The organism is Pseudomonas tohonis, from assembly GCF_012767755.2.
In the GTDB taxonomy this organism is placed as follows: domain Bacteria; phylum Pseudomonadota; class Gammaproteobacteria; order Pseudomonadales; family Pseudomonadaceae; genus Metapseudomonas; species Metapseudomonas tohonis.
This window is the reverse complement of the sequence record NZ_AP023189.1, coordinates 4,925,381-4,949,501: the sequence shown is the minus strand read 5'-3', so window position 1 is coordinate 4,949,501 and position 24,121 is coordinate 4,925,381. Positions and strand designations below refer to the sequence as shown.

23 protein-coding genes and 2 tRNA genes are annotated in these 24,121 nt (G+C 66.3%); 17 read left to right on the top strand and 8 right to left on the bottom strand.

Going from position 1 to position 24,121, the window contains the following annotated elements:
- Position 1 precedes the first annotated feature (1 nt).
- Together HSX14_RS22480 and HSX14_RS22475 are read right to left on the bottom strand one after the other, a co-directional pair.
- A complete protein-coding gene (locus tag HSX14_RS22480; protein ID WP_173171951.1) occupies positions 2-1,204 on the bottom strand; it encodes a GGDEF domain-containing protein in 1,203 nt (400 codons plus the stop codon).
- 122 nt (positions 1,205-1,326) lie between these two features.
- Positions 1,327-4,803 carry a PAS domain-containing hybrid sensor histidine kinase/response regulator gene (locus tag HSX14_RS22475; RefSeq protein ID WP_173171953.1) on the bottom strand — a complete coding sequence of 1,159 codons (3,477 nt, stop codon included), beginning with the start codon at positions 4,801-4,803 and terminating at the stop codon, positions 1,327-1,329.
- 251 nt (positions 4,804-5,054) lie between these two features.
- Here HSX14_RS22475 and HSX14_RS22470 point away from each other — a divergent pair, with 251 nt between their 5' ends.
- The 5 genes from HSX14_RS22470 (at position 5,055) to HSX14_RS22450 (ending at position 9,571) form a co-directional block, all read left to right on the top strand.
- Positions 5,055-5,624: a GNAT family N-acetyltransferase gene (locus HSX14_RS22470; RefSeq protein ID WP_173171955.1), complete on the top strand. Its 570-nt coding sequence runs from the start codon at positions 5,055-5,057 to the stop codon at positions 5,622-5,624.
- Positions 5,621-6,463, top strand: coding sequence for a helix-turn-helix transcriptional regulator (locus HSX14_RS22465; RefSeq protein WP_173171957.1), 843 nt, complete (start codon positions 5,621-5,623; stop codon positions 6,461-6,463). Before HSX14_RS22470 ends, HSX14_RS22465 begins: the two co-directional genes overlap by 4 nt.
- A gap of 38 nt (positions 6,464-6,501) precedes the next feature.
- Positions 6,502-7,215, top strand: coding sequence for an AzlC family ABC transporter permease (locus HSX14_RS22460; protein WP_173171959.1), 714 nt, complete (start codon positions 6,502-6,504; stop codon positions 7,213-7,215).
- The gene (locus HSX14_RS22455; protein WP_173171961.1) at positions 7,215-7,544 is read left to right on the top strand and encodes an AzlD domain-containing protein; all 330 of its coding nucleotides are present in this window, start codon (positions 7,215-7,217) and stop codon (positions 7,542-7,544) included. Before HSX14_RS22460 ends, HSX14_RS22455 begins: the two co-directional genes overlap by 1 nt.
- A gap of 152 nt (positions 7,545-7,696) precedes the next feature.
- Positions 7,697-9,571, top strand: coding sequence for an MFS transporter (locus HSX14_RS22450; RefSeq protein WP_173171964.1), 1,875 nt, complete (start codon positions 7,697-7,699; stop codon positions 9,569-9,571).
- 63 nt (positions 9,572-9,634) lie between these two features.
- Here the strand turns inward: HSX14_RS22450 and sugE are convergent, their stop codons facing one another.
- The 3 genes from sugE to rdgC form a co-directional block, all read right to left on the bottom strand.
- Complete coding sequence (sugE, locus tag HSX14_RS22445) at positions 9,635-9,949, bottom strand: quaternary ammonium compound efflux SMR transporter SugE (RefSeq protein WP_173171966.1); 315 nt, start codon at positions 9,947-9,949, stop codon at positions 9,635-9,637.
- A gap of 147 nt (positions 9,950-10,096) precedes the next feature.
- A complete protein-coding gene (locus HSX14_RS22440) occupies positions 10,097-11,044 on the bottom strand; it encodes a bile acid:sodium symporter family protein (protein WP_173171968.1) in 948 nt (315 codons plus the stop codon).
- Positions 11,045-11,096: 52 nt separating this feature from the next.
- Entirely contained in the window at positions 11,097-12,017 is a 921-nt protein-coding gene (gene rdgC / locus HSX14_RS22435) for a recombination-associated protein RdgC (RefSeq protein ID WP_173171970.1), read from the bottom strand.
- Positions 12,018-12,176: 159 nt separating this feature from the next.
- On the opposite strand from rdgC, the gene HSX14_RS22430 reads away from it, so the two are divergent.
- The 7 genes from HSX14_RS22430 to HSX14_RS22400 all read left to right on the top strand — a co-directional run bounded on the left by HSX14_RS22430 (position 12,177) and on the right by HSX14_RS22400 (position 15,417).
- A tRNA-Val gene (locus tag HSX14_RS22430) sits at positions 12,177-12,252 on the top strand.
- Between the two features lie 15 nt (positions 12,253-12,267).
- Positions 12,268-12,344 (top strand) — tRNA-Asp (locus tag HSX14_RS22425).
- Positions 12,345-12,585: 241 nt separating this feature from the next.
- Positions 12,586-13,296: a BamJ family beta-barrel-assembly machinery protein gene (locus tag HSX14_RS22420; RefSeq protein WP_111260447.1), complete on the top strand. Its 711-nt coding sequence runs from the start codon at positions 12,586-12,588 to the stop codon at positions 13,294-13,296.
- Between the two features lie 395 nt (positions 13,297-13,691).
- On the top strand, positions 13,692-14,135 hold the full coding sequence (locus HSX14_RS22415; RefSeq protein WP_173171972.1) for a YkvA family protein: 444 nt from the start codon (positions 13,692-13,694) through the stop codon (positions 14,133-14,135).
- A gap of 135 nt (positions 14,136-14,270) precedes the next feature.
- Positions 14,271-14,585 carry a helix-turn-helix domain-containing protein gene (locus HSX14_RS22410; RefSeq protein ID WP_173171974.1) on the top strand — a complete coding sequence of 105 codons (315 nt, stop codon included), beginning with the start codon at positions 14,271-14,273 and terminating at the stop codon, positions 14,583-14,585.
- Positions 14,582-14,947, top strand: coding sequence for a hypothetical protein (locus tag HSX14_RS22405; protein WP_111260450.1), 366 nt, complete (start codon positions 14,582-14,584; stop codon positions 14,945-14,947). Before HSX14_RS22410 ends, HSX14_RS22405 begins: the two co-directional genes overlap by 4 nt.
- On the top strand, positions 14,947-15,417 hold the full coding sequence (locus tag HSX14_RS22400) for a sel1 repeat family protein (RefSeq protein ID WP_173171976.1): 471 nt from the start codon (positions 14,947-14,949) through the stop codon (positions 15,415-15,417). The genes HSX14_RS22405 and HSX14_RS22400 overlap by 1 nt, the downstream gene beginning before the upstream one ends.
- A 24-nt stretch (positions 15,418-15,441) precedes the next feature.
- Here the strand turns inward: HSX14_RS22400 and HSX14_RS22395 are convergent, their stop codons facing one another.
- Both HSX14_RS22395 and HSX14_RS22390 read right to left on the bottom strand, forming a co-directional pair.
- Positions 15,442-17,187 (bottom strand): bifunctional diguanylate cyclase/phosphodiesterase, encoded by a 1,746-nt coding sequence (locus HSX14_RS22395; protein WP_173171978.1) that lies wholly within the window; start codon positions 17,185-17,187, stop codon positions 15,442-15,444.
- Positions 17,188-17,279: 92 nt separating this feature from the next.
- Positions 17,280-19,364 carry a carboxy terminal-processing peptidase gene (locus HSX14_RS22390; RefSeq protein ID WP_111260453.1) on the bottom strand — a complete coding sequence of 695 codons (2,085 nt, stop codon included), beginning with the start codon at positions 19,362-19,364 and terminating at the stop codon, positions 17,280-17,282.
- Positions 19,365-19,492: 128 nt separating this feature from the next.
- Between HSX14_RS22390 and HSX14_RS22385 the strand changes: the two genes are divergently transcribed.
- From HSX14_RS22385 to ahpF, 3 genes are all read left to right on the top strand, one after another.
- Positions 19,493-20,455, top strand: coding sequence for an NAD(P)H-quinone oxidoreductase (locus HSX14_RS22385; protein WP_173171980.1), 963 nt, complete (start codon positions 19,493-19,495; stop codon positions 20,453-20,455).
- 195 nt (positions 20,456-20,650) lie between these two features.
- On the top strand, positions 20,651-21,214 hold the full coding sequence (ahpC, locus tag HSX14_RS22380) for an alkyl hydroperoxide reductase subunit C (protein ID WP_021221309.1): 564 nt from the start codon (positions 20,651-20,653) through the stop codon (positions 21,212-21,214).
- A 138-nt stretch (positions 21,215-21,352) separates the two neighbouring features.
- A complete protein-coding gene (ahpF, locus tag HSX14_RS22375) occupies positions 21,353-22,909 on the top strand; it encodes an alkyl hydroperoxide reductase subunit F (RefSeq protein WP_173171982.1) in 1,557 nt (518 codons plus the stop codon).
- Positions 22,910-22,999: 90 nt separating this feature from the next.
- Here the strand turns inward: ahpF and HSX14_RS22370 are convergent, their stop codons facing one another.
- On the bottom strand, positions 23,000-23,551 hold the full coding sequence (locus tag HSX14_RS22370; protein WP_173171984.1) for an RNA 2'-phosphotransferase: 552 nt from the start codon (positions 23,549-23,551) through the stop codon (positions 23,000-23,002).
- 132 nt (positions 23,552-23,683) lie between these two features.
- On the opposite strand from HSX14_RS22370, the gene HSX14_RS22365 reads away from it, so the two are divergent.
- Positions 23,684-23,926, top strand: coding sequence for an HP1242/YdcH family protein (locus HSX14_RS22365; protein ID WP_173171986.1), 243 nt, complete (start codon positions 23,684-23,686; stop codon positions 23,924-23,926).
- 11 nt (positions 23,927-23,937) lie between these two features.
- Complete coding sequence (locus HSX14_RS22360) at positions 23,938-24,120, top strand: hypothetical protein (RefSeq protein ID WP_173171988.1); 183 nt, start codon at positions 23,938-23,940, stop codon at positions 24,118-24,120.
- The last annotated feature ends 1 nt before the right edge of the window (position 24,121 follow it).

Sequence of the window (24,121 nt, the reverse complement as noted above, 5' to 3'; positions counted from 1 at the left end):
CTCAGGTCGCCGACGCGAGGAGGGTCGATTGACCGCGGAAGGCTTCCACCCGGTTGCGACCGCCGTGCTTGGCGGCGTAGAGCGCCACGTCCGCATTGCCCACCAGGGCTTCCTCGCTGATCGCCGTACCCTGTTCGGTGGAGGCGACGCCGATGCTCACGGTCAGGTAGCCGCGCTCGGCCCCGGCATGGGGCAGCTGCAGGGCTTCCACGGCCGCGCGGATGCGTTCGGCGATGGTGCAGGCGGTTTCCAGGTCGGCCCCCGGCATCACCACGGTGAACTCCTCGCCACCGAAGCGCGCGACGAAGTCGCAGTGTTCACGGATGCTGGCGCGCATCGCCTCGGCCACCTGGCGGATGCAGGTGTCGCCGGCGAGGTGGCCGTAGCTGTCGTTGTAGAGCTTGAAGTGATCGATATCGAGCATCAGTACGCCGAGGTACTCGTGGTTGCGCGCGCAGCGGTGCCATTCGCGCCTGAGGGTCTCGTCGAGGTGGCGCTTGTTGGCGATGCGGGTCAGGTCATCGGTGCGGCTGAGGATCGCCAGTTCCTGGTTGGCCAGGGCGTACTTGTGCGCCAGCACCTGGTGCTCCCAGGCCAGCTTCAGGGCCTCGTTGAAGCGGATCTGCAGGCGCCGGCCCATCTCGGCGATGAAGGGGCAGACCACCCAGGCGGAGACGGCGAGGTACATCGCCTGGGGTTCCGGGTCACGCCCGTAGGCGATGCCGAGGAAGAAGAACATCGGCACGTGGAAGGCCAGGTGCGCGGGCCAGTACGAGACGTTGCTCATCGCCACCATCACCGAGGCGAGGGCGATGCAGCCGAAGATCACGTCCTCGTAGGGCGTGCCGTAGCCCATCAGCCAGATGGCGCCGATGCCCCAGGCGAGGCCGACCGCGCCGCACTGGCACATGGTCATGCGTGCCCAGGTCAGTGGCGGGAAGCGTTGCGGGTCGCGGCGCCAGGCGCGCACCAGGGACAGGCGCACGACCATCAGCACCACCAGCACGGCGAGCCAGATGCACAGCCCGCGCAGCGGCGCGCTGGCGTGGTAGACGCCGAACACCATGGAGCCGGAGAAGACGTTGCCGACCGCAGTCGAGGGACTGGTGGAGAACAGCGTGGCGACCCGTTCGGCGAGGTAGTCCTCGGCTGGGCGCTCGGGAAGGTGGGTCGGCACCGGGCCCGACCCACTGGAAAGATTCATTGCGATGGCTCCTGGCATGACGGCCTGGCGGCAGGGTGCGCCAGGGGTTCCTTATACCGTCCCGCATCGCCGAGGAGAACAGCGGCCTATCGACTGTCGCCGCTGTCACCGGGGCTTCGCGCTCAGCGCAGTGCCAGGTGCCGGCTGAGCAGGGCGCGCAGGGCGGCGGGCTTGACGGGTTTGGCCAGGTAGTCGAGGCCGGCCGCGTGGACCTCCGCCACCAGCTCGGCGCGGGCATCGGCGCTGATCACCACGCCCGGTACCGGGGCGCCGAGGCGGGTGCGCAGCCAGGCCATCAGCTCGGTGCCGGTCTCGCCCTCGTCGAGGTGGTAGTCCACCAGCGCCAGTTGCGGGCGCACGTCCTCGGCCAGCAGGTGTTCGCATTCCAGGCGGTTGCGCGCCGTCCAGACCTGGCAGCCCCAGCGCGAGAGCAGGCTGTGCATGCCGGTGAGGATGCTGTCCTCGTTGTCGATGCACAGCACCTGGGTGCCGTCGAGGGCGTGGCCGTTGGTTTCCTTCGGCACTGCCACCGGCGAGGGCGCCGGGGTGCGCGCCAGGGGCACGCTGACGCTGAACACGCTGCCCTTGCCCGGCCAGGAGCGCACTTCCAGGGGGTGGCCGAGCACGCGGCAGAGGCCGTCGGCGATGGCCAGGCCCAGGCCCAGGCCTTTCTCTGCGCGGGTCTGGTGGCTGTCCAGGCGCTTGAATTCTTCGAAGATCACCTTGCGCTTGTCTTCGGGAATGCCCGGGCCGCGGTCCCAGACTTCCAGGCGCAACAGCCCGCCCTCGCGGCGCACGCCCAGCAGCACGTGGCCCTTGGCGTAGCGGAAGGCGTTGGTGAGGAAGTTCTGCAGCACACGGCGCAGCAGCTTCATGTCGCTCTCGATGCGCAGCTTGCTGCCGCTGACGCGGAAGTCCACGCCCTGCTCCTGGGCCAGTGCCTTGAATTCGGCGCCGAGGGCGTCGTACAGCGTGGCCAGGGGGAAGGCGGCGCGGTCGGGGGTGATGCGGCCGCTTTCCAGGCGCGAGATGTCCAGCAGGTCGGTGATCAGGTCCTCCGCCGAGCGCAACGCGCTGTCGAGGTGGCCCACCAGCTCGCGGGATTCAACCGGCAGCGCGTCCTGCTGGTGGGCGAGGGCGGCGGAGAACAACCGGGCGGCGTTCAGCGGCTGCATCAGGTCGTGGCTGACGGCGGCGAGGAAACGCGTCTTCGACTGGTTCGCCGCCTCGGCGGTGCCCTTGGCTTCGATCAGCGCCTGGTTGAGCTGGGACAGTTCGAGGGTGCGGTCGATGACGCGTTGCTCCAGGCCTTCGTTGGCTTCCTTGAGGGCCTTCTCGGCTTCGCGGAACGCGGTGATGTCGGTGAAGCTCATGACGAAGCCGCCGCCGGGCATGGGGTTGCCGATCAGCTCGATGACCCGGCCGTTGGGGAACAGCCGCTCGGAGGTGTGGGCGTTGCCCTGGCGCATCCAGAACAGCCGGCGCGAGACGTGGGCCTCGGCATCGCCCGGCCCGCACAGGCCGCGTTCGGCGTTGTAGCGGATGATGTCGGCGATGGGCCGGCCGACGCTGATCAGGCCTTCGGGATAGTCGAACAGCTCCAGGTAGCGGCGGTTCCAGGCGACCAGGCGCAGTGACTGGTCGACCACGCTGATGCCCTGGGTGATGTTCTCGATGGCCCCCTGCAGCAACGCGCGGTTGAACTGCAGCACCTCGGAGGCTTCGTCGACGATGCGCACGACGTCCTCCACCTGCATCTCGCGGCCTTCGATGGCGGCCTTCACCACCGCGCGCGCGGAGGAAGCGCCGAGCACGCCGGCGAGCAGGCGCTCGGTGTGGGTGATCCAGTCCTGGTTGGCGTTCTGCACCGGGTTGAAGCTGGTGCCCTGGCGATAGGCGAAGCGCACGAAGCTCTGCCGTGCGCGCTCCTCGCCGACGAAGCGCGCGGCGAGCATCAGCAGGTCTTCCACCTGCACCGCCAGCAGCGAGCGGTTGCTCGGCCGTGCCGAGACGATCTGGCCGATGAAGCGGCTGGCCTGCCAGTGCTCGGAGACCCGGGTGCGGGAGAACACCGAGACCCAGGCGAACAGCAGCCAGTTGCCGGCCAGCGACAGCACCACGCCCTGGGTCTGCGGGTCGATGGGCAGGTTCAGCGGGTTGGCCATCAGCCCGGCGAGGCCGGGGAAGGCCTCCAGCGGCCAGCCGAGCCCGCGTGCCACCTGCGGCAGCACCAGGGTGTAGGCCCAGAGCAGGGCGCCGGTGGCGAGGCCGGCGAACACGCCGCGACGGTTGGCCTGCTTCCAGTACAGGGCGCCGGCCATGGCCGGGCCGAGCTGGGCGATGGCGGCGAAGGCGATCTGGCCGATGGTCGCCAGGCTCGCCGTGGAGCCCAGCAGTCGGTAGCTGACGTAGCCCAGGAGGATGATCACCACGATGCTGATGCGGCGCACCGAGAGCATCCAGTGGCGGAATACCTCGAAGGGGCGTTCGGCGCTCTGCCGGCGCAGCAGCCAGGGCAGCAGCATGTCGTTGGAGACCATGGTCGAGAGTGCCACGGCCTCGACTATCACCATGCCGGTGGCGGCCGAGGCACCGCCGATGAAGGCCAGCAGGGCGAGGGACGGATGGGCCTCGGCGAGCGGCAGGCTGATGACGAAGGAATCGGGCATCACGCCGGCGGGCAGCAGCATCTTCCCGGCCAGGGCGATGGGCACCACGAACAGCGCCGCCAGCCCCAGGTAGAGCGGGAACACCCAGCGCGCGGTGCGCAGGTCGCGGGGTTCGATGTTCTCCACCACCGAGACGTGGAACTGCCGGGGCAGGCAGACGAAGGCGATCATCGCAACGCCGGTCTGCACGATCAGGGTCGGCCAGTCCACCGGCTGCAGCCAGAAGCTCTCCAGGTGGGTGGCCTGCATGGCGCGCATGGTCAGGTCGTCGAAGCCGTCGAACAGGCTGAAGCTGACGAAGGTGCCCACCGCGAGGAAGGCCAGCAGCTTGACCAGCGACTCGAACGAGATGGCCAGGACCATGCCCCGGTGGTGCTCGGTGGCGTCGAGGTTGCGGGTGCCGAAGAGGATGGTGAACAGCGCCAGCACCAGGGACACGATGAGCGCCGTGTCCTGGGCGCGGGTGCCGGTGGATTCCGCGCCGGAGCCGATCAGCAGGTTGACGCCGAGGACGATGCCCTTGAGCTGCAGGGCGATGTAGGGCAGCACGCTGACCAGGCAGATCAGCGCCACCACCACCGCCAGGGCCTGGGACTTGCCGTAGCGCGCGGCGATGAAGTCGGCGATGGAGGTGATGTTCTCCTGCTTGCTGATCAGCACCATCTTCTGCAGCACCCAGGGCGCGAAGACCATCAGCAGGATGGGGCCGAGGTAGATCGGCAGGAAGGCCCAGAGCTGGCCGGCGGCCTGGCCGACCGCGCCGAAGAAGGTCCAGCTGGTGCAGTACACCGCCAGCGACAGGCTGTAGACCAGGGCGCGGCCCCTGGGCGGCATCGGCGCGCGGCGGCGGTCGCCGTAGAAGGCGATGGCGAACAGCACGGCCATGTAGAGAAGGGCGACCGCGGCGATCAGCCCGCTGGACAACGACATGCAGACTCCGGAGTGAAGGCGGCGGACGGGGACGCCCGCCTGTGTCCCGAGGCGGCAGTTTCGCACCAAAGCCGGTTGTCCGTCAGGCGGCTGCGACCAAGGTCGCAGGCGGGGTTGAGCCCCGCAGGCGGGGCTGCTAGCTTGGCAGCCTCGCCGGCGGACCTCCAGGTGTCCGGGCCGGCGCCCTGCAGGGCACTTCCGGGTGCCCGGACGCTCTGATCAGCAGGGGTCTTTCGCCTGAGGAGGCGCAGATGTTCAATCCGCAACCGGTGATCCTGCAGCGCGGCGCCTTGCGCCTCGAGCCGCTGGGGGAGGCCGACATCACCGAACTCTCGGCACTGGCCGAGGCCAATCGCGATGAGCTGGTCTACATGAGCGGCCCGCTGCGCCCGGACTGGTACCGCCAGGGCCTGGCCGAGCAGCGTGAAGGCCAGGCCGTGGTGTTCGCCATCCGCCTGGGCGACCGCCTGGTGGGTACCAGCCGCTTCGCCGATTTCATGCCCGCGCTGCCGGCCGTGGAGATCGGCTGGACCTGGCTGGCCCGCAGCGAGCATGCCAGCGGCCTCAATGCCTCGATCAAGTACCTGATGCTGCGCCATGCCTTCGAGGAGTGGCAGGTGGTGCGCGTGCAACTGAAGACCGCCGGCAGCAACCTGCGCTCGCAGAAGGCCATCGAGAAACTCGGTGCCCAGCGCGAAGGCGTCCTGCGCAACCATCGCCGCCTGGCGGACGGGCGCCTCGACGACAGCGTGCTCTACAGCATCACCGACCATGAGTGGCCGGCCGTGAAGCAGGCCCTGGAAGCCTCATTCGGCCAATGAGCACGGGTGGCGAGCGGACGCGCTTCTGGCAGGCCAGCGCGCTGGGCGGGGTCGAACTCCTGCACGCGCGCTACATCGAGCAGCGTTTCTCGCCCCATGTGCACGAGGGCTACGTCTTCACCGTCCTCGAATCCGGCGCCCAGCGCTTCCGCCACCGCGGCAGCGACCACCTGGCTGCCGTCGGCAGCATGGTGCTGATCAACCCGGACGAGCTGCATACGGGCTCCAAGGCCCACGAGGAAGGTTGGCGCTACCGCGGCTTCTACCCCGACCTGCACCGGGTGACCGAGGTGCTGGACGAACTGGAGATCGCCACCGGCGGCCTGCCCACCTTCGCCGACAGCGTGCTGCATGACCCCGAGGTGACCCGCCGCTTCCTCGACCTGCACCGCCTGCTGGAGCGCAACGCCTCCGCCCTGGAGCAGCAGGTGGCCTGGCGCGAGGCGATCCTGCTGCTGTTCAGCCGCCACGCGTGCATTGGTGCGCCCCGGCCGGCAGGGCAGGAGCCCCATGCCGTGGCGCTGGCCCGCGAGATGCTGGCGGCGCGCCTGGCATCGCCACCCTCCCTGGAGGAGCTGGCTGCCCTGGTGGGGCTTTCGCCGTTCCATTTCGCCCGGGTGTTCCGCCGGGCCACCGGGTTGCCACCCCACGCCTGGCTGAAGCAGCGTCGCCTGGAGCAGGCTCGGGCGCTGCTGCGCGAAGGCTGCGCGCCGCTGCCGGTGGCGATGCAGCTGGGCTTCGCCGACCAGAGCCACCTGACCCGCCAGTTCAAGCAGGCTTACGGCGTCGGTCCGGGTGAGTACCGCAGCGCCTGCGCAAGATCGTTCAAGACCGGCTGAGCCCCCGGCTGGCAGAGTGGGGGGACAAGGAGAATCCCATGTCCCGCTCTACAGAATTCGTCCGCGGCGTGCGCGACATCGTGCCGATGCTCATCGGCGCCATGCCCTTCGGCATCATCTACGGCACCCTCGCCGCCGGGGCCGGGCTCGACGCCTGGCAGACCCTCGGCATGTCCCTGCTGGTGTTCGCCGGCTCGGCGCAGTTCATCGCCATCACCCTGCTCAGCGGGGGCGCAGGGGTGGCGGTGGTGCTGCTCACCACGCTGGTGGTGAACCTGCGCCACGCTCTCTACAGCGCCAGCCTGCAACCCTTCGTCAGCCACCTGCCCAAGCGCTGGCGCATGCCCCTGGCCTTCTGGCTCACCGACGAGGCCTTCGCCGTGGTGCAGCACCGCTATGCCGAGGAAGACGGGTCGCCGCTCAAGCACTGGTACTTCCTCGGGGCCGCTCTGGCGATGTACCTGAGCTGGGCGTCCTACACCCTGGTGGGGGTGGTGTTCGGCCAGGCCGTGCCCAATCTCGCGGCCTGGGGGCTGGATTTCGCCATGCTGGCGACCTTCATCGGCATCGTCGTGCCCATGCTGCGCAACCGCCCACAGGTGGCGGCGGCACTGGTGGCCGGGGCCGTGGCGCTGCTGTGCCACGCGCTGCCCTACAAGCTCGGGCTGATGGCGGCGGCGTTGAGCGGCATCGTCGTCGGCGTGGTGCTGGAGCGGCGCTATCGCCTGGGCCAGCTCGAGGAGGTGCTCTGATGGAAACCTGGCTGCTGATCCTCGGCATGACCGCGATCACCTTCGCCATCCGCTACAGCCTCTTCGCCTGGCCGGACCTGCGCTTCCCGCCGCTGGTGCGCCAGGGGCTGCACTACGTGCCGACCGCGGTGCTCACCGCCATCGTGGTGCCCGGCATGGTGATGCCCGACGGCGAGCATGCGGCAGTGGCGCTGGACAACGCCTACCTGCTGGCGGGGCTCGGCTGCATCCTCATCGCTGCCGTCACCCGCCACCTGCTGGCGACCATCCTCGGCGGGTTGCTGCTGTTCTTCGCCTTGCGCTGGGGGCTGGGGCAGCTGCCGATCTGAGGGGAAGAGGGCGCCGCGAAAGGCGCCCTTTTTGCGTGGGGATTCGGCATTTTTCGTCTCAAGGTGTGGCCTGGGGCTGGCCAGTTGCTGTCAAATCAGCGACGTGCCTCGCGCACCGGCTTCACCCCAGCCACTACCAGGTACCAAGGAAGATGAGCCAACATTCGCAATTCGCCCTGCTGGGCACGCGACGTTTCCTGCCGTTCTTCGTGACGCAGCTGCTCGGCGCCTTCAACGACAACATCTTCAAGCAGTCGCTGATCCTCGCCATCCTCTACAAGCTGGCGATCTCCGGCGACAAGACCATCTACGTCAACCTCTGCGCCCTGCTGTTCATCCTGCCGTTCTTCCTCTTCTCCGCCCTGGGCGGGCAGTTCGGCGAGAAGTTCGCCAAGGACTCGCTGATCCGCGCCATCAAGCTGGCCGAAGTGGGGATCATGGCGGTGGGCGCACTGGGCTTCTTCCTCGATAACCTCTGGCTGCTGCTGGCGGCGCTGTTCGCCATGGGCACCCACTCGGCGCTGTTCGGCCCGGTGAAGTATTCGATCCTGCCCCAGGCCCTGCGCGAGCAGGAACTGGTGGGGGGCAACGCGCTGGTGGAGATGGGCACCTTCCTGGCCATCCTCGCGGGCACCATCGGTGCCGGGATCATGATGTCCAGCGAGCGCTACGAGCCGATCGTCGCCGCTGCCATTCTGATCACCGCGTCCCTCGGCTACCTGGCCAGCCGCGGCATTCCCCGCGCGGCGGCGGCGATGCCGGAGCTGAAGCTGGACTGGAACATCTTCAGCCAGTCCTGGGTGATCCTGCGTCTGGGCCTGGGCCAGCGTCCTTCGGTGTCGCGCTCGCTGGTGGGCAACTCCTGGTTCTGGTTCCTCGGCGCCGTGTACCTGACGCAGATCCCGGCCTATTCCAAGGACCTGCTGTTCGGCGACGAGAGCGTGGTCACGCTCATCCTCACGGTGTTCTCGATCGGCATCGCGATGGGCTCGATGCTTTGCGAGCGCCTGTCCGGTGGCAAGGTGGAGGTCGGCCTGGTGCCCTTCGGCTCCATCGGCCTGACCGTCTTCGGCATCCTGCTCTGGTGGCATTCGGGCGGCTTCCCGCAGGCCGCTGCGCCCCATGACTGGCTGGCGGTGATCAGCGTGCCGCAGGCCTGGCTGATCCTCGCCGACATCTTCGGCATCGGCCTGTTCGGCGGCTTCTACATCGTGCCGCTGTACGCGCTGATCCAGTCGCGCACCGCCGAGAACGAGCGGGCGCGGGTGATCGCCGCCAACAACATCCTCAACGCTCTGTTCATGGTGGTCTCGGCCATCGCCTCGATCCTGTTCCTGAGCGTCGCCGGGCTGTCGATCCCGCAGCTGTTCCTGGTGGTGTCGCTGATGAACATCGCGGTGAACAGCTACATCTTCAAGATCGTCCCCGAGTTCAGCATGCGCTTCCTCATCTGGCTGCTGGGCCACTCGATGTACCGCGTCGAGCACAAGGGCCTGGACGCCATCCCGGAGGAGGGCCCGGCGGTGCTGGTGTGCAACCACGTGTCCTTCGTCGACGCGCTGCTGATCGGTGGCGCGGTGCGGCGGCCGGTGCGCTTCGTCATGTACTACAAGATCTACAACCTGCCGGTGCTCAACTTCATCTTCCGTACCGCCGGCACCGTGCCCATCGCCGGGCGCAGCGAGGACCTTCTGGTCTACGACCGTGCCTTCAAGAAGATCGACGAGTACCTGAAGGCCGGTGAAGTGGTGTGCATCTTCCCCGAGGGCAAGCTGACCACGGACGGCGAGATCAACGAGTTCAAGAACGGGGTCGAGCGCATCCTCGAACAGAACCCGGTGCCGGTGATCCCGATGGCGCTGCAGGGGCTGTGGGGCAGCTTCTTCAGCCGTGATCCGGGCAAGGGCCTGTTCAAGCGCTTCTGGTCGCGCATCAACCTGGTGGCCGGCGCGCCGCTGGCGCCCGAGACGGTCGACCGCCTGAGCCTGCAGGCCCAGGTCGCGGCCCTGCGGGGCGACCTGCGCTAGGTCGCATCGCAACGAAAAAGCCCGCCGCAATGGCGGGCTTTTTCATGGGGGCGCGGCTGTGAGTCAGGTGCTGACCTTCAGGCCGATCAGGCCGCAGATGATCAGCGCGACACTGCCCAGGCGCATCAGCGCGACGGATTCGCCGAAGAGGATCACGCCGGCGATCACGGTGCCGACGGCGCCGATACCGGTCCAGATCGCATAGGCGGTGCCCAGCGGCAGGTGCTTCATGGCCATGCCGAGCAGGCCCAGGCTGATGGCCATGGCCAGCACGGTAAGCGCGGTGGGCAGTGGGCGGGTGAAGCCTTCGGTGTATTTCAGGCCGACGGCCCAGCCCACCTCGAACAGGCCGGCGAAGAACAGGATGATCCAGGACATGGTGACCTCCAAAGGTACGACGGATTGGATCGGGGCCGTCCCCGTGATGGTCACTCGATGAGTGGCAGGGCCGTCCCTGCACTGCGCAGTATTTTGCACATCCTGGCCGCCCGGACAAGTTGTGCGGGACGGGCGGCCTGACAGACGTCAGTCGGCGGGCTTGTCGGATTCATCCTTCATGCGCCGGAACAGGGCGGCGAGCAGGGAGCCCGAGAGGTTGTGCCAGACGCTGAACAGCGCACTGGGTACCGCCGCCAGCGGCGAGAAGTGGGCGCTGGCCAAGGCGGCCCCGAGGCCGGAGTTCTGCATGCCGACCTCGATGGAGAGCGTCTTGCGCTGGGCCAGCGGCATACCGAAGAGCTTGCCGGCGAGGTAGCCCAAGGCCAGGCCGAGGCCGTTGTGCAGGACCACCACGGCCATGATCAGAAGGCCGGATTCGGCGATCTTCGCCTGGCTGGCGGCAACCACCGCAGCGACGATGATGACGATGCTCACCACCGAAACCAGGGGCAGCACCTCCACCAGGTGGCGCACACGGACGCCGAGCAGGCGCTGGGCGATGAGGCCGAGGGCGATGGGCAGCAGCACCACCTGGAGGATCGACATGAACAGTGCGCCGAACTGCACCGGTAGCCAGGCCGAGGCCAGCAGCCAGATCAGCGCCGGGGTGACCAGCGGGGCGAGCAGCGTGGTGACTGCGGTGATGGCGACGGACAGGGCCAGGTCGCCACGGGCGAACCAGGTCATCACGTTGGAGGCGGTGCCGCCGGGGCAGCAGCCCACCAGGATCACGCCAACGGCTACCTCCGGCGGTAGGCGCAACACCTGGCACAGCAGCCAGGCGAGGCCGGGCATGATCAGGAACTGGGCGAGCACGCCGATCAGCACGCGCAGGGGGCGGCGCGCCACCTCGCGGAAGTCTTCGGTCTTCAGGGTCAGGCCCATGCCGAACATGATCAGGCCGAGCAGCGGCACTATCCATTTCGCCAGGGGCAGGAACCAGGCCGGCTGGTAGAAGGCCAGCAGGGCGAACAGCAGGATCCAGAGGGCGAAGGTATTGCCGACGAAGCGGCTCAGGGCGGCCAGTGCGCGCATGCTCGTTCCTTAAGGGAAAAGGCGCCCGGCAGCGGCCGGGCGCGGGGCGGTGTCAGACGCCCTGGGGGATCTCTTCGCCGCCGAGGGCTTCGATCAACTGGGGCAGGAACTCGACGAGGGTCAGCATCATCAGGGTGAAGCTGGCGTCGAGCTGGCTCAGGGAGTCGTCGCCGCCATCCTGCTCGGCCTTCTCCTGCAGCAGGTCTTCGAAGCGCAGGCGCTTGACCACCAGCTTGTCGTCGAGCACGAAGGACAGTTTGTCCTGCCAGGCCAGGGACAGCTGGGTGACCAGCTTGCCGGAAGACAGGTGCAGCTGGATCTCGTCGCTGGTCAGGTCCTGGCGCTTGCAGCGGACCACGCCGCCGTCTTCATCGGTATCGCGCAGCTCGCACTCGTCGAGCACGTAGAAGTCCTTGGCGGCTTCCTGGGTCTTGACCCACTCGGTGAGGGTAGCGGTGGGGGCGATCTTCACCGAGACCGGGCGCACGGGCAGGGAGCCGATGGCCTCGCGCAGGGTGGACAGCAGGTCTTCGGCACGCTTCGGGCTGGAGGCGTCGACCAGGATCAGGCCCTGGGCGGGGGCGATGGCGGCGAAGGTGGCCGACTTGCGGATGAAGGCGCGGGGCAGGAAGGTCTGGACGATCTCGTCCTTGAGCTGGTCGCGCTCTTTCTTGTAGACCTTGCGCATCTGCTCGGCTTCGATCTCGTCGACCTTCTCCTTCAGGGCGTCACGCACCACGCTGCCTGGGAGGATGCGTTCCTCCTTGCGTGCGGCGACCAGCAGGAAGCCCTCACTGACGTGCACGAGGGGCGCATCGGCGCCTTTGCCGAAGGGGGCGACGAAGCCGTAGGTGGTCAGTTCCTGGCTGGCGCAGGGGCGGGCCGGCTTGGTGGCCAGCGCGGCTTCCAGGGCCTCGGCGTCGAAGGGCACATCCTGGGTGAGGCGGTAGACGAGCAGGTTACGGAACCACATGGGGGAATTCTCTCCGGACACAAAGCGCGCATTATTCTCCCCCGGAGCACTCAGGCCAACCCTGCGCTAAGCCTTTGGAACGGCTAGCAAATTTTTTTTCAAAAGGGGCTTGCCAGGGTAGGGATACCTCTCTAGAATGCGCCCCACTTCGAGAGTGAAGGGTGATTAGCTCAGCCGGGAGAGCATCTGCCTTACAAGCAGAGGGTCGGCGGTTCGATCCCGTCATCACCCACCAATCTCGCAGTAACGCGCAGCGGTAGTTCAGTCGGTTAGAATACCGGCCTGTCACGCCGGGGGTCGCGGGTTCGAGTCCCGTCCGCTGCGCCATATCGGAAAGCCCTCAGGTAGCGATACCTGAGGGCTTTTTCTTTGCCCGCGAAAAAGTCCCATCCCCGACCCTCGCCCCGTTGCGCAAACATGCAGGTATTTCATGCATTTTCCTGCCGGGCAGCGCTGAACTAATTGCCTGCCGATTGATCCTATATGCCCATAGCCACTGGTCGCGGGGGCCTGCTAAGCTCGCGGCTTCATAGAACAAGCCTTCACGGCGGACAGACAAGGAATCAGCATGAAACAACATCGTTTGGCGGCGGCTGTGGCTCTGGTGGGCCTGGTGCTCGCTGGCTGCGATTCGCAGACCAGCGTCGAGCTCAAGACCCCGGCACAGAAAGCCTCCTACGGCATCGGCCTGAACATGGGCAAGAGCCTGGCTCAGGAAGGCATGGATGACCTGGATTCCAAAGCTGTCGCCCAGGGCATCGAAGATGCCATCGGCAAGAAAGAGCAACGCCTGAAGGACGATGAGCTGGTCGAAGCCTTCGCCTTCCTGCAGAAGCGTGCCGAAGAGCGCATGGTCAAGATCAACGAGGAATCCGCCAAGGCGGGCAAGAAGTTCCTCGAAGAGAACGGCAAGCGTGAAGGCGTGACCACCACCGCTTCCGGCCTGCAGTACGAAGTCGTGAAGAAGGCCGATGGCGCTCAGCCCAAGGCGACCGATGTGGTGACCGTCCACTACGAAGGCAAGCTGACCGACGGCACCGTCTTCGACAGCTCCATCCAGCGTGGCAGCCCGATCGACCTGCCGGTCAACGGCGTGATCCCGGGCTGGGTCGAAGGCCTGCAACTGATGCATGTCGGCGAGAAGTACAAGCTCTACATCCCGAGCGAGCTGGCCTATGGCGAGCAGAGCCCGAGCCCGGCGATCCCGGCGAACTCCGTCCTGGTGTTCGACCTGGAGCTGATCGGCATCAAGGACCCGGCTGCCGCCCCGCAGCAGTAAGCCGAACGCCCCCTGAAACGCCCCGCCTCGTGCGGGGCGTTTTCATTTGTGCAGCGACATGAATCCCTGCTGCCATACGCAGGTCGCAGGGCGAACCAGGGCCTGACTCATGGGTCTGAACGAAGGTGGCGCACATGGACGGTGTTACGGTTATGCACATGACCAGGCAGCCACGGGCCTTGTCACTGCGGTGCGCTGTCGCAGGCTCTGGCTGATTTTCAACCAGTTGATTTCGTTGATCTTTTTGGCCTGGCCAAAAAATCGCCGATCTGTAGCAAAGCCAGGCATGACGGGCTTTCGCAGGTTTCGGCAATAATCTGTCAACAAGGTTATCCACAGCTTCTGTGGGTAACCCCCGATAGCCCCGTTCCCATGCGGTTCAACGAGGAGCGACCATGAAAGCCCCCTGGAATCTGGAGCGTTACCTGCCCATTGCACGTCGTTTCCTGGCGCGCGGGCGGCTGCCTGCGCTGTTGCTCGCGGTGACCCGAAAAAGCGCGAGGCAGAGCGGCCGCCTGGGTGCGGTGAAGGAAGACCTGCAAGTGTTACTGGCGCTGTGCGTGGCGCGCCTGCGTGGCCAGTACCGCGATATCAGTCCGAAGGCGTTTCTCTCGATCGTCGCCGGGCTGGTGTATTTCCTCACGCCTGTGGACGCCATCCCCGACTGGGTGCTGGGCGTCGGCCTGATCGATGACCTGGGCGTACTCGCCTGGGTGCTTAAGACCTGGAGCGCCGAGCTGGATGCCTTCCGCTCCTGGCGTGATGCGCAGGCGCCTGATGTGGCGGCGTCCCTCGATCGCATCCCTGCTCGTGAAGAGGCCTTGGAAGACGTGCTCTAAGATTGGAAAAGCGCGCGCGATCACGGTTTTGCTGCGTGCTCACTGATGGCCCCCGGAGGCCGATTCGCCCTGTTAATATGGCGATCTGCAAGGAAAGTGCTGAAGCTGTCGGCACTGCTGTCCACGGGAGTTGCAATGAACGTGCAAGTGATCATGCGTGACGGTGAAGCAGAGTACGCGGTGTTGCCCTGGGCTGATTACCAGGCACTGCTACAGGCTGCCGGACAAGCCACCCAGGCGCCCACAGGCGCCGTCTCCGCCCCTTCGTTCTCGCAGTTGCAGGCGCTGCGTGAGGAGCAGGGGCAAAGTCTTGAACAAGTCGCCCGAGCGGTCGGCATCAGCCCCGTCTACCTGGGCCTGATCGAGAGCGGCGAGCGCGAGCCGGATGCCGCGATCAAGCGCTCGCTGGCACGCGTCCTCGGTGTCGCGGGCTGGGAGGCGGAATCTTGAGCGTGCGCATCAGCCGCCAGCACTGGCAGGCCCTGCTGGGTGAGCTGGAAGATGCCCGCCGGCAGCGCCATCTGCTGACCTACCGCGCCCTGGTGGAGCGCCTCCAACTGCCTACCCCCGCCATGCAGACCCTTACCGCCGCCCTGGAGCACCTTGCCGCACTGGACGCCCGTGCCGAGCGTCCGCTGCGCAGCTCCCTGGTGATCAGCCAGGGGGCCAGCCGCCTGCCGCGTACCGGCTTCTTCGAATGCGTGGTGCGCCTCGGGCGCTTCTCCGGGCCGCCGGACGGCATCGCCGCCGCGTCCTGGCATGCGGCCGAAGTGGTGCGGGTATTCGAGTTCACCTACCCCGAGGAAACCTGATGCGGCATTGGAAGATGCGCGCTCGCGTCGGCTATCTCGTTGCACGCTGGCTGCTGCGTTGGCCTGCCTTGGTCAAGCAGCCGCGGGCGTGGAACTGGATGCAGGGTCAATACGCGCGCATGGCCAATCTGGGGGATGTCGCCGCGCAGAGCTTCTACGGTCATCTCCTGTTGCACCGTGGGCAGGGCTTCGGGGCGCGGGAAGAGGGCATCCGCATGCTGCGCCTGGCGGCCCGCGCCGGTGATGGCAAGTCTTGCTATCAGCTCGGGGTGCTGGCATTGGCAGGTGATACCCGCAACCCGCCCGATGCCGCCGAAGCGGCTTCGTGGTGGGCGCTCGCCGAGTCGGCCGGGCATCCCCTGGCTGCCAAGCGCCTGGCTGATCTCTACCGCGAGGGTGGACCGGGCCTGGCGCCCGACCCGGCTGCCGCCGAGCGCATGGCCGCCAGCGCCGCGCGCCTGGGCTTCTGATCCCGGCTTGTCCCTCGCGCCGTTTCAGGCCGCATCGATGATGTGCAGGCTGTAGCCGGGCACCGCCTTGGCATGGCGCTTGGCTTCCGAGGCGAGCGCCGCGAGCTGGCTGGCGTCCAGCTGGCTGCAGGCTTCGGCGCGCAAGTTGACCACACCGATCGACAACGACAGCAGCGGAAACTCCTCGCGCTCGCCATGGCGGTTGTGGGCGATGAAGCAGCCGGCCTGCAGGTGGTCGGTGCGGTAGAAACGCCGACACTGCCCCTGGAAGTCTTCCAGCAGGTGGTTGAGCTTGGCGCGCCAGTCTTCCGAGCCCAGTACCAGCATGAAGTCGTCGCCGCCGATATGGCCAACGAAGTCCCGTGCCGGGTCGACGCGCTCGTTCAGGCATTGCGCCAGGCACAGCAGCACTTCATCGCCCTTGGCGTAGCCGTAGAGGTCGTTGAAGGGCTTGAAGCTGTCGATGTCCACGTAGCAGATCATCGCCGTACGGCCCTGCTGGAGCAGTCGCGCCAGGCATTGCTGGATGGGGACGTTGCCCGGCAGCAGGGTCAGCGGGTTGGCATGACGGGCCTGCTGGATCTTCTTTTCGGTGATCAGCTTGAGTACGTCGATCACTCTTCCCAGGCCCTGGTAACGGCCTTCGGAGACGATGATGAAGTCCTCTTCGATGCGCTGGCGCGCGCGGCTGGTGAGCAGGCGGCTGACCTGTTGCAGAGACTGGCACAGCTCGACGGCGAGGAAGTCGTCGCTCATCAGCCGGCTGATCGGTTTGCGGGCGAACAGGTCGGTGGCGAAGGGCTTGAGCAGGGCATCGGAAAGCAGGTGGCGGTGGACGATGCCCACCGGCTGCTGCTGGGCGTCGAGCACGGCCAGGGAGTTGAGATTGGCCTGGGCACGGAAGGCTTCGAGGACTTCGGCGATCGGGGTGTTCTGGTCCACTGCCGCCTGCTCGTTGAGCAGGGCCTGCAGGTCGGAGCCTTCTTCGGCGAGCGTGCCGCTGGTTTCCAGCTGCGGCAACAACGGGCGGGCGTCGCGGGGAGGTTGTTCCTGGGGGCGGCAGAGCAGGTAGCCCTGCACCAGGTCCAGGCCCATTTCGGCGAGCACGGCCAGTTCTTCCGGCAGCTCGATGCCCTCGGCGATCACCTGGGCGCGGGAAGCCTTGGCCATCTTCAGGATGGAACCGACGAACTCGCGCTTCACCGCGTCCTGGTGGATGCCGTCGATGAAGTGGCGGTCGATCTTCACGTAGTCGGGACGCAGCTCCGACCACAGGCGCAGGCTGGAGTAGCCGGCGCCGAGATCGTCCAGGGCGATGGAGAAACCCATGGCGCGGTAGTGGTGCAGGGCGGTGTCGAGCAGACCGAAATCTTCGGTCGGGGCGTGTTCGGTCAGCTCGATCACCACCTGGCTCGGCGGGATGCCGAAGGCCTGCAGCAACTGCAGCGTGCGCCCCGGCTGGTGGGCGGGGTCGAGCAGGGATTCAGGGGACACGTTGAGGAACAGCTTGCCGTCGAGCTTGAGCTCGTGGAAGCGCGTACAGGCACGCCTGCGGCAGGCCATCTCCAGTTCGCTGAGGCGACCGGCGTGGCGCGCGACGGCGAACAGGGTGACGGGGGAGTGCAGGGGGCTGTTCGAAGGGCCCCGGGTGAGGGCCTCGTAGCCGAGGATGCGGCGTTCGGAAAGCGAAATGATCGGCTGGAAAAGGCTGTTCAGGTCGCCGTGAGCGAGGATATGGCCCAGTGCGCTCAACTGCTCGGTGACTGTCATGGTGGCTCTCGTGAATGCGGCTCAAAAGCAAGGGGCCGCATTAGCGGCCCCTGCATTTCACGACGATTTCGTGACGTTCTGATGACGTTCGGTCAGTGCTTGGCCACTGCCGAGTTCAGACCCAGGTAGTCGAGCAGGATCTGCCCGGTCTCGGTCAGGTAGGCGTCGTCTTCCGGCTTGGTCTTGTCATCGTCCAGTGGCAGCGCGTCCTCGTCTTCCTTCTTCAGCTCCTTCAGCGGCTCCTCGCCCTTGCCCTTGCGACGGCTGTTCTCCATCGCCAGCTGCTTGGACTCGATGTCCGCCTGCTGGGCGCGGCGCTTGGCCTCGTTGAGGGTGATGGTGGTTTCCTTCATCAGCTTCTGGGCCAGGGCCAGGCGCTCGCGGCTGTAGACGAAGTCGGGATTGTGCGCGGTGCGCGAATCGTGACGGGCCTTGAGCTCGGCGAGGAAGGGCTTGAAGGGGTCGACCTCGGGCTTGATCGCCGGGCGGATGCTGTCCCAGGGCATGGCCTCGGGCAGCGCGCTTTCGCCGATTTCCTTGGTGTCGACCACCGAGGGATACTCGATGTCGGGGATCACGCCCTGGTGCTGGGTGCTCTGGCCGGAGACGCGGTAGAACTTGGCCAGGGTCAGCTTCAGCTCGCCATGGTTGAGTGGCTGGATGGTCTGCACGGTGCCCTTGCCGAAGGTCTGGCCACCGATGATCAGCGCGCGGTGATAGTCCTGCATGGCGCCGGCGAAGATCTCCGAGGCCGAGGCGGACAGGCGGTTGACCAGCACGGCCATCGGGCCCTTGTAGAAGATGCCGGTGTTCTCGTCGGCCAGCACGTCGACGCGGCCGTCACTGTTGCGCACCAGCACGGTCGGACCCTGGTCGATGAACAGGCCGGTCAGCTCGGTGGCTTCCTGCAGGGAGCCGCCGCCGTTGTTGCGCAGGTCGATCACCACGCCGTCGACCTTCTCCTTCTGCAGTTCGCCGAGGAGTTTCTTCACATCGCGCGTGGTGCTCTTGTACTCGGGGTCGCCGGCACGGAACGCCTTGAAGTCCAGGTAGAAGGCCGGCACTTCGATCACGCCGAGCTTGAAGGCATGGCCGTCATGCTCGAGGTTGAGCACGGATTTCTTCGCGGCCTGCTCTTCGAGCTTCACCGCTTCGCGGGTGATGGAGACGATCTTGCTGCTCTGGTCGTTGGGGGCGTTGTTCGCGGGGACCACTTCCAGGCGCACGACCGAGCCTTTCGGGCCGCGGATCAGTTTCACGACCTCATCCAGGCGCCAGCCGATCACGTCGACCATCTCACCGTTGCCCTGGGCGACGCCGACGATCTTGTCGGCCGGAGCGATCTGCTTGCTCTTCTCGGCGGGGCCGGCGGGGACCAGGCGCACCACCTTCACATGCTCGTTGTCGCTCTGCAGCACGGCGCCGATGCCTTCCAGCGACAGGCTCATGTTGATGTCGAAGTTCTCCGCGTTGTCCGGGGAGAGGTACTGGGTGTGCGGATCGTAGGTCTGCGCGAAGGCGTTGATATAGGCCTGGAACACGTCCTCGCCACGGGTCTGTTCGAGGCGCGAGAGCTGGTTCTTGTAGCGCTTTACCAGCAGCTCCTGGATCGCCTTCGGCTCCTTGTTGGCGATCTTCAGGCGCAGGACCTCGTCCTTCACGCGCTTGCGCCAGAGGTCATCGAGGGCGGCGCGGTCCTTGGCCCAGGTGGCTTTCTCGCGATCGGTCTCGAGGCTCTCGTCGACGCTGAAGTCGATCTTGTCCACGCCCTTGTCGAGCATGGCCAGGGCGAAGTCCAGGCGCTCCTTGAGGCGGTCCAGATGACGCTTGTAGATAGTGAAGCCCGGGTCCAGGTCGCCGCTCTTCAGGAAGTCGTCGAATTGCGTCTTCCACTGGTTGAATTCGGCGATGTCGCCGGCGGTGAAATACATCTTCGCCGGGTCGAGAAGCTTGAGGTAGCCCTCGTAGATCTTCACCGAGCGCTCGTCGTTGAGCGGCGGCTTGTTGTAATGGTGGCGCTTGAGCAGCTCCACCACGTTGAGACTGGCTATCACCTGCTCACGGTCGGGCTGGATCGAGTCCCAGCTGTCGCTTGCCGAGGTGGTGGACGCATGCAGCGGCAGGACGCTGATGCTGAATACAAACGCAAGGGCGGAGCAGATCAGTGAACGCTTCATGCTGAGTCGACGTCGGGGGAGGTGATAACGCATATTAGGCCGTATTTGAGGGCGCCGGGTTCCATCGGCGCAAAGCAAAAGCCCGGCGGTCAGCCGCCGGGCGAGTCCTGGGTCACTATGGAGGCAGCGTGAAAGCATTGCAAGGCGTTGAAGGGCGCGTGGAATGGGCTGAACGCCCGGTTCCTGGCTGTGATGTGGGGCAGGTCCGCATTCGTGTGGCGGCAGCGGGTCTGAACCGCGCCGACCTGTTGCAGGCCGCGGGCCATTACCCGCCGCCGCCGGGTGCCAGCGACATCATCGGCCTCGAATGCTCCGGGGTGATCACCGAGGTGGGCGCGGGTGCGGCATGGCAGGTCGGTGACCGTGTCTGTGCGCTGCTGGCCGGCGGCGGCATGGCCGAGGAAGTGGTGGTGGATGCCGGCCATGTATTGCCGGTTCCCGAGGGCCTCAGCCTGGCCGAAGGGGCCGCGCTGCCCGAGGTCTACGCCACCGCCTGGCTCAACCTGTTCCAGCTGGCGGGCCTCAAGCCCGGCGAGAAGGTGCTGCTGCATGCCGGTGCGAGTGGTGTCGGTTCCGCCGCCATCCAACTGTGCAAGGCGTTCGGCAGCCCCGTCTGGGTCAGCGTCGGTTCCGCCGAGCGCCTGGCCTATTGCGAAAGCCTTGGCGCCCAGGGTGGCGCGTTGCGTGGCGAAGCGCTGGAGAGTCTGCGCGACTTCGCCCCCTTCGACGTCATCCTCGATCCTGTCGGTGGCAACTATGCGGCGCTGAACCTGGAGCTGCTGGCCCGCGACGGTCGCTGGGTCAACATCGGCCTCATGGGTGGGCGCCAGGCCGAGCTGGACATGGCGCTGGTGCTGGGCAAGCGCATCCAGCTGATCGGCTCCACGCTGCGCAACCGCGACGACGCCTTCAAGGCCGACCTGCTGCGTGACCTGGGGCAGCACGCCTGGCCCCTGTTCGGCGAAGGCCGGCTGAAGCCCCAGCTGGAGCGCAGCTTCGCTGCCAAGGACGTGGAAGCGGCCTTCGCGGCCCTCGGCAGCAACCAGGTTTCCGGTAAAGTAGTCGTCCTGCTCGACGTGTCCCTGGCCTGATCCAGGCTCCCCTCGCTCCGGTGGCCGCGCGCAAGGCCGCGTGGCTACTGGGCTGTAGCGGCTTTCCAGGATCGATTTAGGAAAGCAATGATGGCGATGCCCTCAATCAATAAGCTCTTTACGGGCTGACCGCCTAGTATTCGTCGGGTAAATTCTTGACCCGAACTTCCAACCCCATAGATAGAGGACCACTCGATGTCTCTGATCAACACCGCAGTTCAACCTTTCAAGGTCAACGCTTTCCACAACGGCAAGTTCATCGAAGTCACCGAAGAATCCCTCAAGGGCAAGTGGTCGGTACTGATCTTCATGCCGGCAGCCTTCACCTTCAACTGCCCCACCGAGATCGAAGACGCCGCCAACAACTACGGCGAATTCCAGAAGGCCGGTACCGAGGTCTACATCGTGACCACCGATACCCACTTCTCCCACAAGGTGTGGCACGAGACTTCCCCGGCCGTCGGCAAGGCCCAGTTCCCGCTGATCGGTGACCCGACCCACCAGCTGACCAACGCGTTCGGCGTGCACATCCCGGAAGAAGGCCTGGCCCTGCGCGGCACCTTCGTGATCAACCCGGAAGGCATCATCAAGACCGTTGAGATCCACTCCAACGAGATCGCTCGTGACGTCGGCGAAACCCTGCGCAAGCTGAAAGCTGCCCAGTACACCGCCGCCCACCCGGGCGAAGTCTGCCCGGCCAAGTGGAAGGAAGGCGAGAAGACCCTCGCTCCGTCCCTGGACCTGGTTGGCAAGATCTAAGCAGTACCCGCAGTACCTCCCCCCGGTGGTCGGCCCCAGGCCGGCCACCCTGCAAAAGCCCGAATTCGAGCGAGCAGGGCGGGCGCGCATGCGCTCGCCGCGGGGCCCCCTTTGCCCGAAACAAGCAGGAGCCGAATCATGTTGGACGCCAATCTTAAAACCCAGTTGAAGGCCTATCTGGAAAAGGTCACCCAGCCGTTCGAGATCGTCGCGTCCCTCGATGACAGCGACAAATCGAAGGAGCTGCGCGACCTGCTGCATGACATCGTCGGCCTGACCGACAAGATCACCCTGCGCGAAGACGGTGGCGATGCCCGCACGCCTTCCTTCTCGCTGGAGCGCCCCGGTGCGGATATCAGCCTGTGTTTCGCCGGCATCCCCATGGGCCACGAATTCACCTCCCTGGTCCTGGCGCTGCTGCAGGTCGGCGGCCACCCCTCCAAGCTCGAAGCCGACGTGATTGAGCAGGTCAAGGGCATCCAGGGTGAGTTCAACTTCGAAACCTACTTCTCGCTGTCCTGCCAGAACTGCCCGGACGTGGTCCAGGCGCTGAACCTCATGGCCGTGCTCAACCCCAACATCCGCCACGTCGCCATCGACGGCGCGCTGTTCCAGGATGAGGTCGAGCAACGCCAGATCATGTCGGTGCCGAGCATCTACCTGAACGGCGAACTGTTCAGCCAGGGCCGCATGGGCGTGGAGGAAATCCTCGCCAAGATCGACACCGGCGCCTCCGCCCGTGACGCCGAGAAACTCAATGCCAAGGACGCCTTCGACGTCCTGGTGATCGGCGGTGGCCCGGCCGGTGCGTCGGCTGCCATCTACGCCGCTCGCAAGGGCATCCGTACCGGCGTCGCGGCCGAGCGCTTCGGTGGCCAGGTGCTGGACACCATGGCCATCGAGAACTTCATCTCCGTGCAGGAGACCGAAGGCCCGAAACTGGCCCGCGCGCTGGAAGAGCACGTCAAGCAGTACGACGTCGACATCATGAACCTGCAGCGCGCCAGCCAATTGATCCCGGCCAAGGCCGAAGGCGGCCTGCACGAAGTGAAGTTCGAGAGCGGAGCCAGCCTCAAGGCCAAGACCGTGATCCTCTCCACCGGTGCCCGCTGGCGCGAGATGAACGTGCCCGGCGAGCAGGAATACCGCGGCCGTGGCGTCGCCTACTGCCCGCACTGCGACGGCCCGCTGTTCAAGGGCAAGCGCGTGGCGGTGATCGGCGGCGGCAACTCCGGCGTGGAAGCGGCCATCGACCTGGCCGGCATCGTCGCCCACGTGACGCTGATCGAGTTCGACAGCCAACTGCGTGCCGACGCCGTGCTGCAGAAGAAACTGCGCAGCCTCTCCAACGTCGACATCGTCACCAGTGCACTGACCAGCGAAGTGAAGGGCGACGGCCAGAAGGTCACCGGCCTGACCTACAAGGACCGCAACTCCGATGAGTTCAAGGCCCTGGAACTGGAAGGCATCTTCGTGCAGATCGGCCTGCTGCCCAACAGCGACTGGCTCAAAGGCACCGTCGAGCTGAGCCAGCGTGGCGAGATCATCGTCGACGCCCGTGGCGAGACCTCGCTGCCCGGCGTGTTCGCCGCCGGCGACGTGACCACCGTGCCCTACAAGCAGATCGTCATCGCCGTGGGCGAAGGTGCAAAGGCCTCCCTGAGCGCCTTCGACCACCTGATCCGTAACAGCTGATCCACCCTGCTCCACGAAAAAGGCAGCCCTCGGGCTGCCTTTTTCAATGGAGCGCTTTCATCGGGGCTCCCGGGAAGAGCCAACTGCCGTTCATCCTTCCCGCTTCAGGTACGCCACCGGCACCCGCGCGGTCAGCCATACGCCATTCTCTGCCTGGTGGAAGGCGAAACCGTCTTCGTGCATGGCGCGGGCGTCCACTTCCAGGATGACCGGCTCGCCATAGCGCTCGCCGACCTGGGTGGCCGTCTCACGGTCCGTGGAAAGGTGCACGTGGTGGCGCGAACCGGCGATCAGCCCCTTCTGCAAGATGCTGTCGAGGAAGCGGCTGGCGGTGCCGTGGAACAGCCGCTGCGGCGGTACCACGGTTTCGTACTGTCGCTGCACCGATGCGCTCGAATGTCCCTGCACGGCGCGGATGCGGCGGCCATCCTCGGAGAGTGCGAAGCGCTTCTTGTCGTTCCCGTCCACCATCCGGCGGATCGTCCTTTCGTCGAGGTCCTTGCCCGCGCGCACCGCCCCGGTGATCAGCGCCTCGACATCGGCCCAGCCCTCGCTGTCCAGCTGCAGGCCGATGGCCTCGGGCTTGTGCCTCAGCACAAAGCTGAGAAAGCGGCTGATCTCCACTTCCTGTGCATCGCTCATGGTCAGGCTCCTGCCTCCTGCGTGATTGAGGGGCCGATTCTGCCACGGCGGCGTGGCCGACCAAATACCTCGAACCTTCGCTGCAGGCGTTCCTCACAACTCCTGACACCCATGGAAAAAGCGAGGTGGAACATGCCCGTCAAACATGACCTGAGCCAGGACATCGGAGTCGACGCCCGCGAGCTGGAGCGGCGCAAGCGCGAGGACCACAAGCTGGTGCGCCTGATCGACGACTACGAGTCGGCCGACCTCAAGCTGGTGGAGCTGGGTTCCAACGCCGGCCTCGGGGTCTCCGACGAAGCGCTGCACACCCTCAAGGCTGAGCGCCTGCTGGCCAAGGACCGCATCGTCCAGTACCTGAAATACGGCACCTGAGGAGGCACCCCATGATCGACAGCGACCCCAGCGTCACCGAAGACGGCGAGCTGCCGGAGATCACCCCGGACGAGGAGGCGGAGATCGACGCCGAGGTGGAGCGCCTGCAGAAGCCCCGCGACCCCGAGCCCGAACTGCGCCCGCGTCACCATGAACCGGAACTGCCGGGCGAGGGCGACAACACCGTGCCCTGAG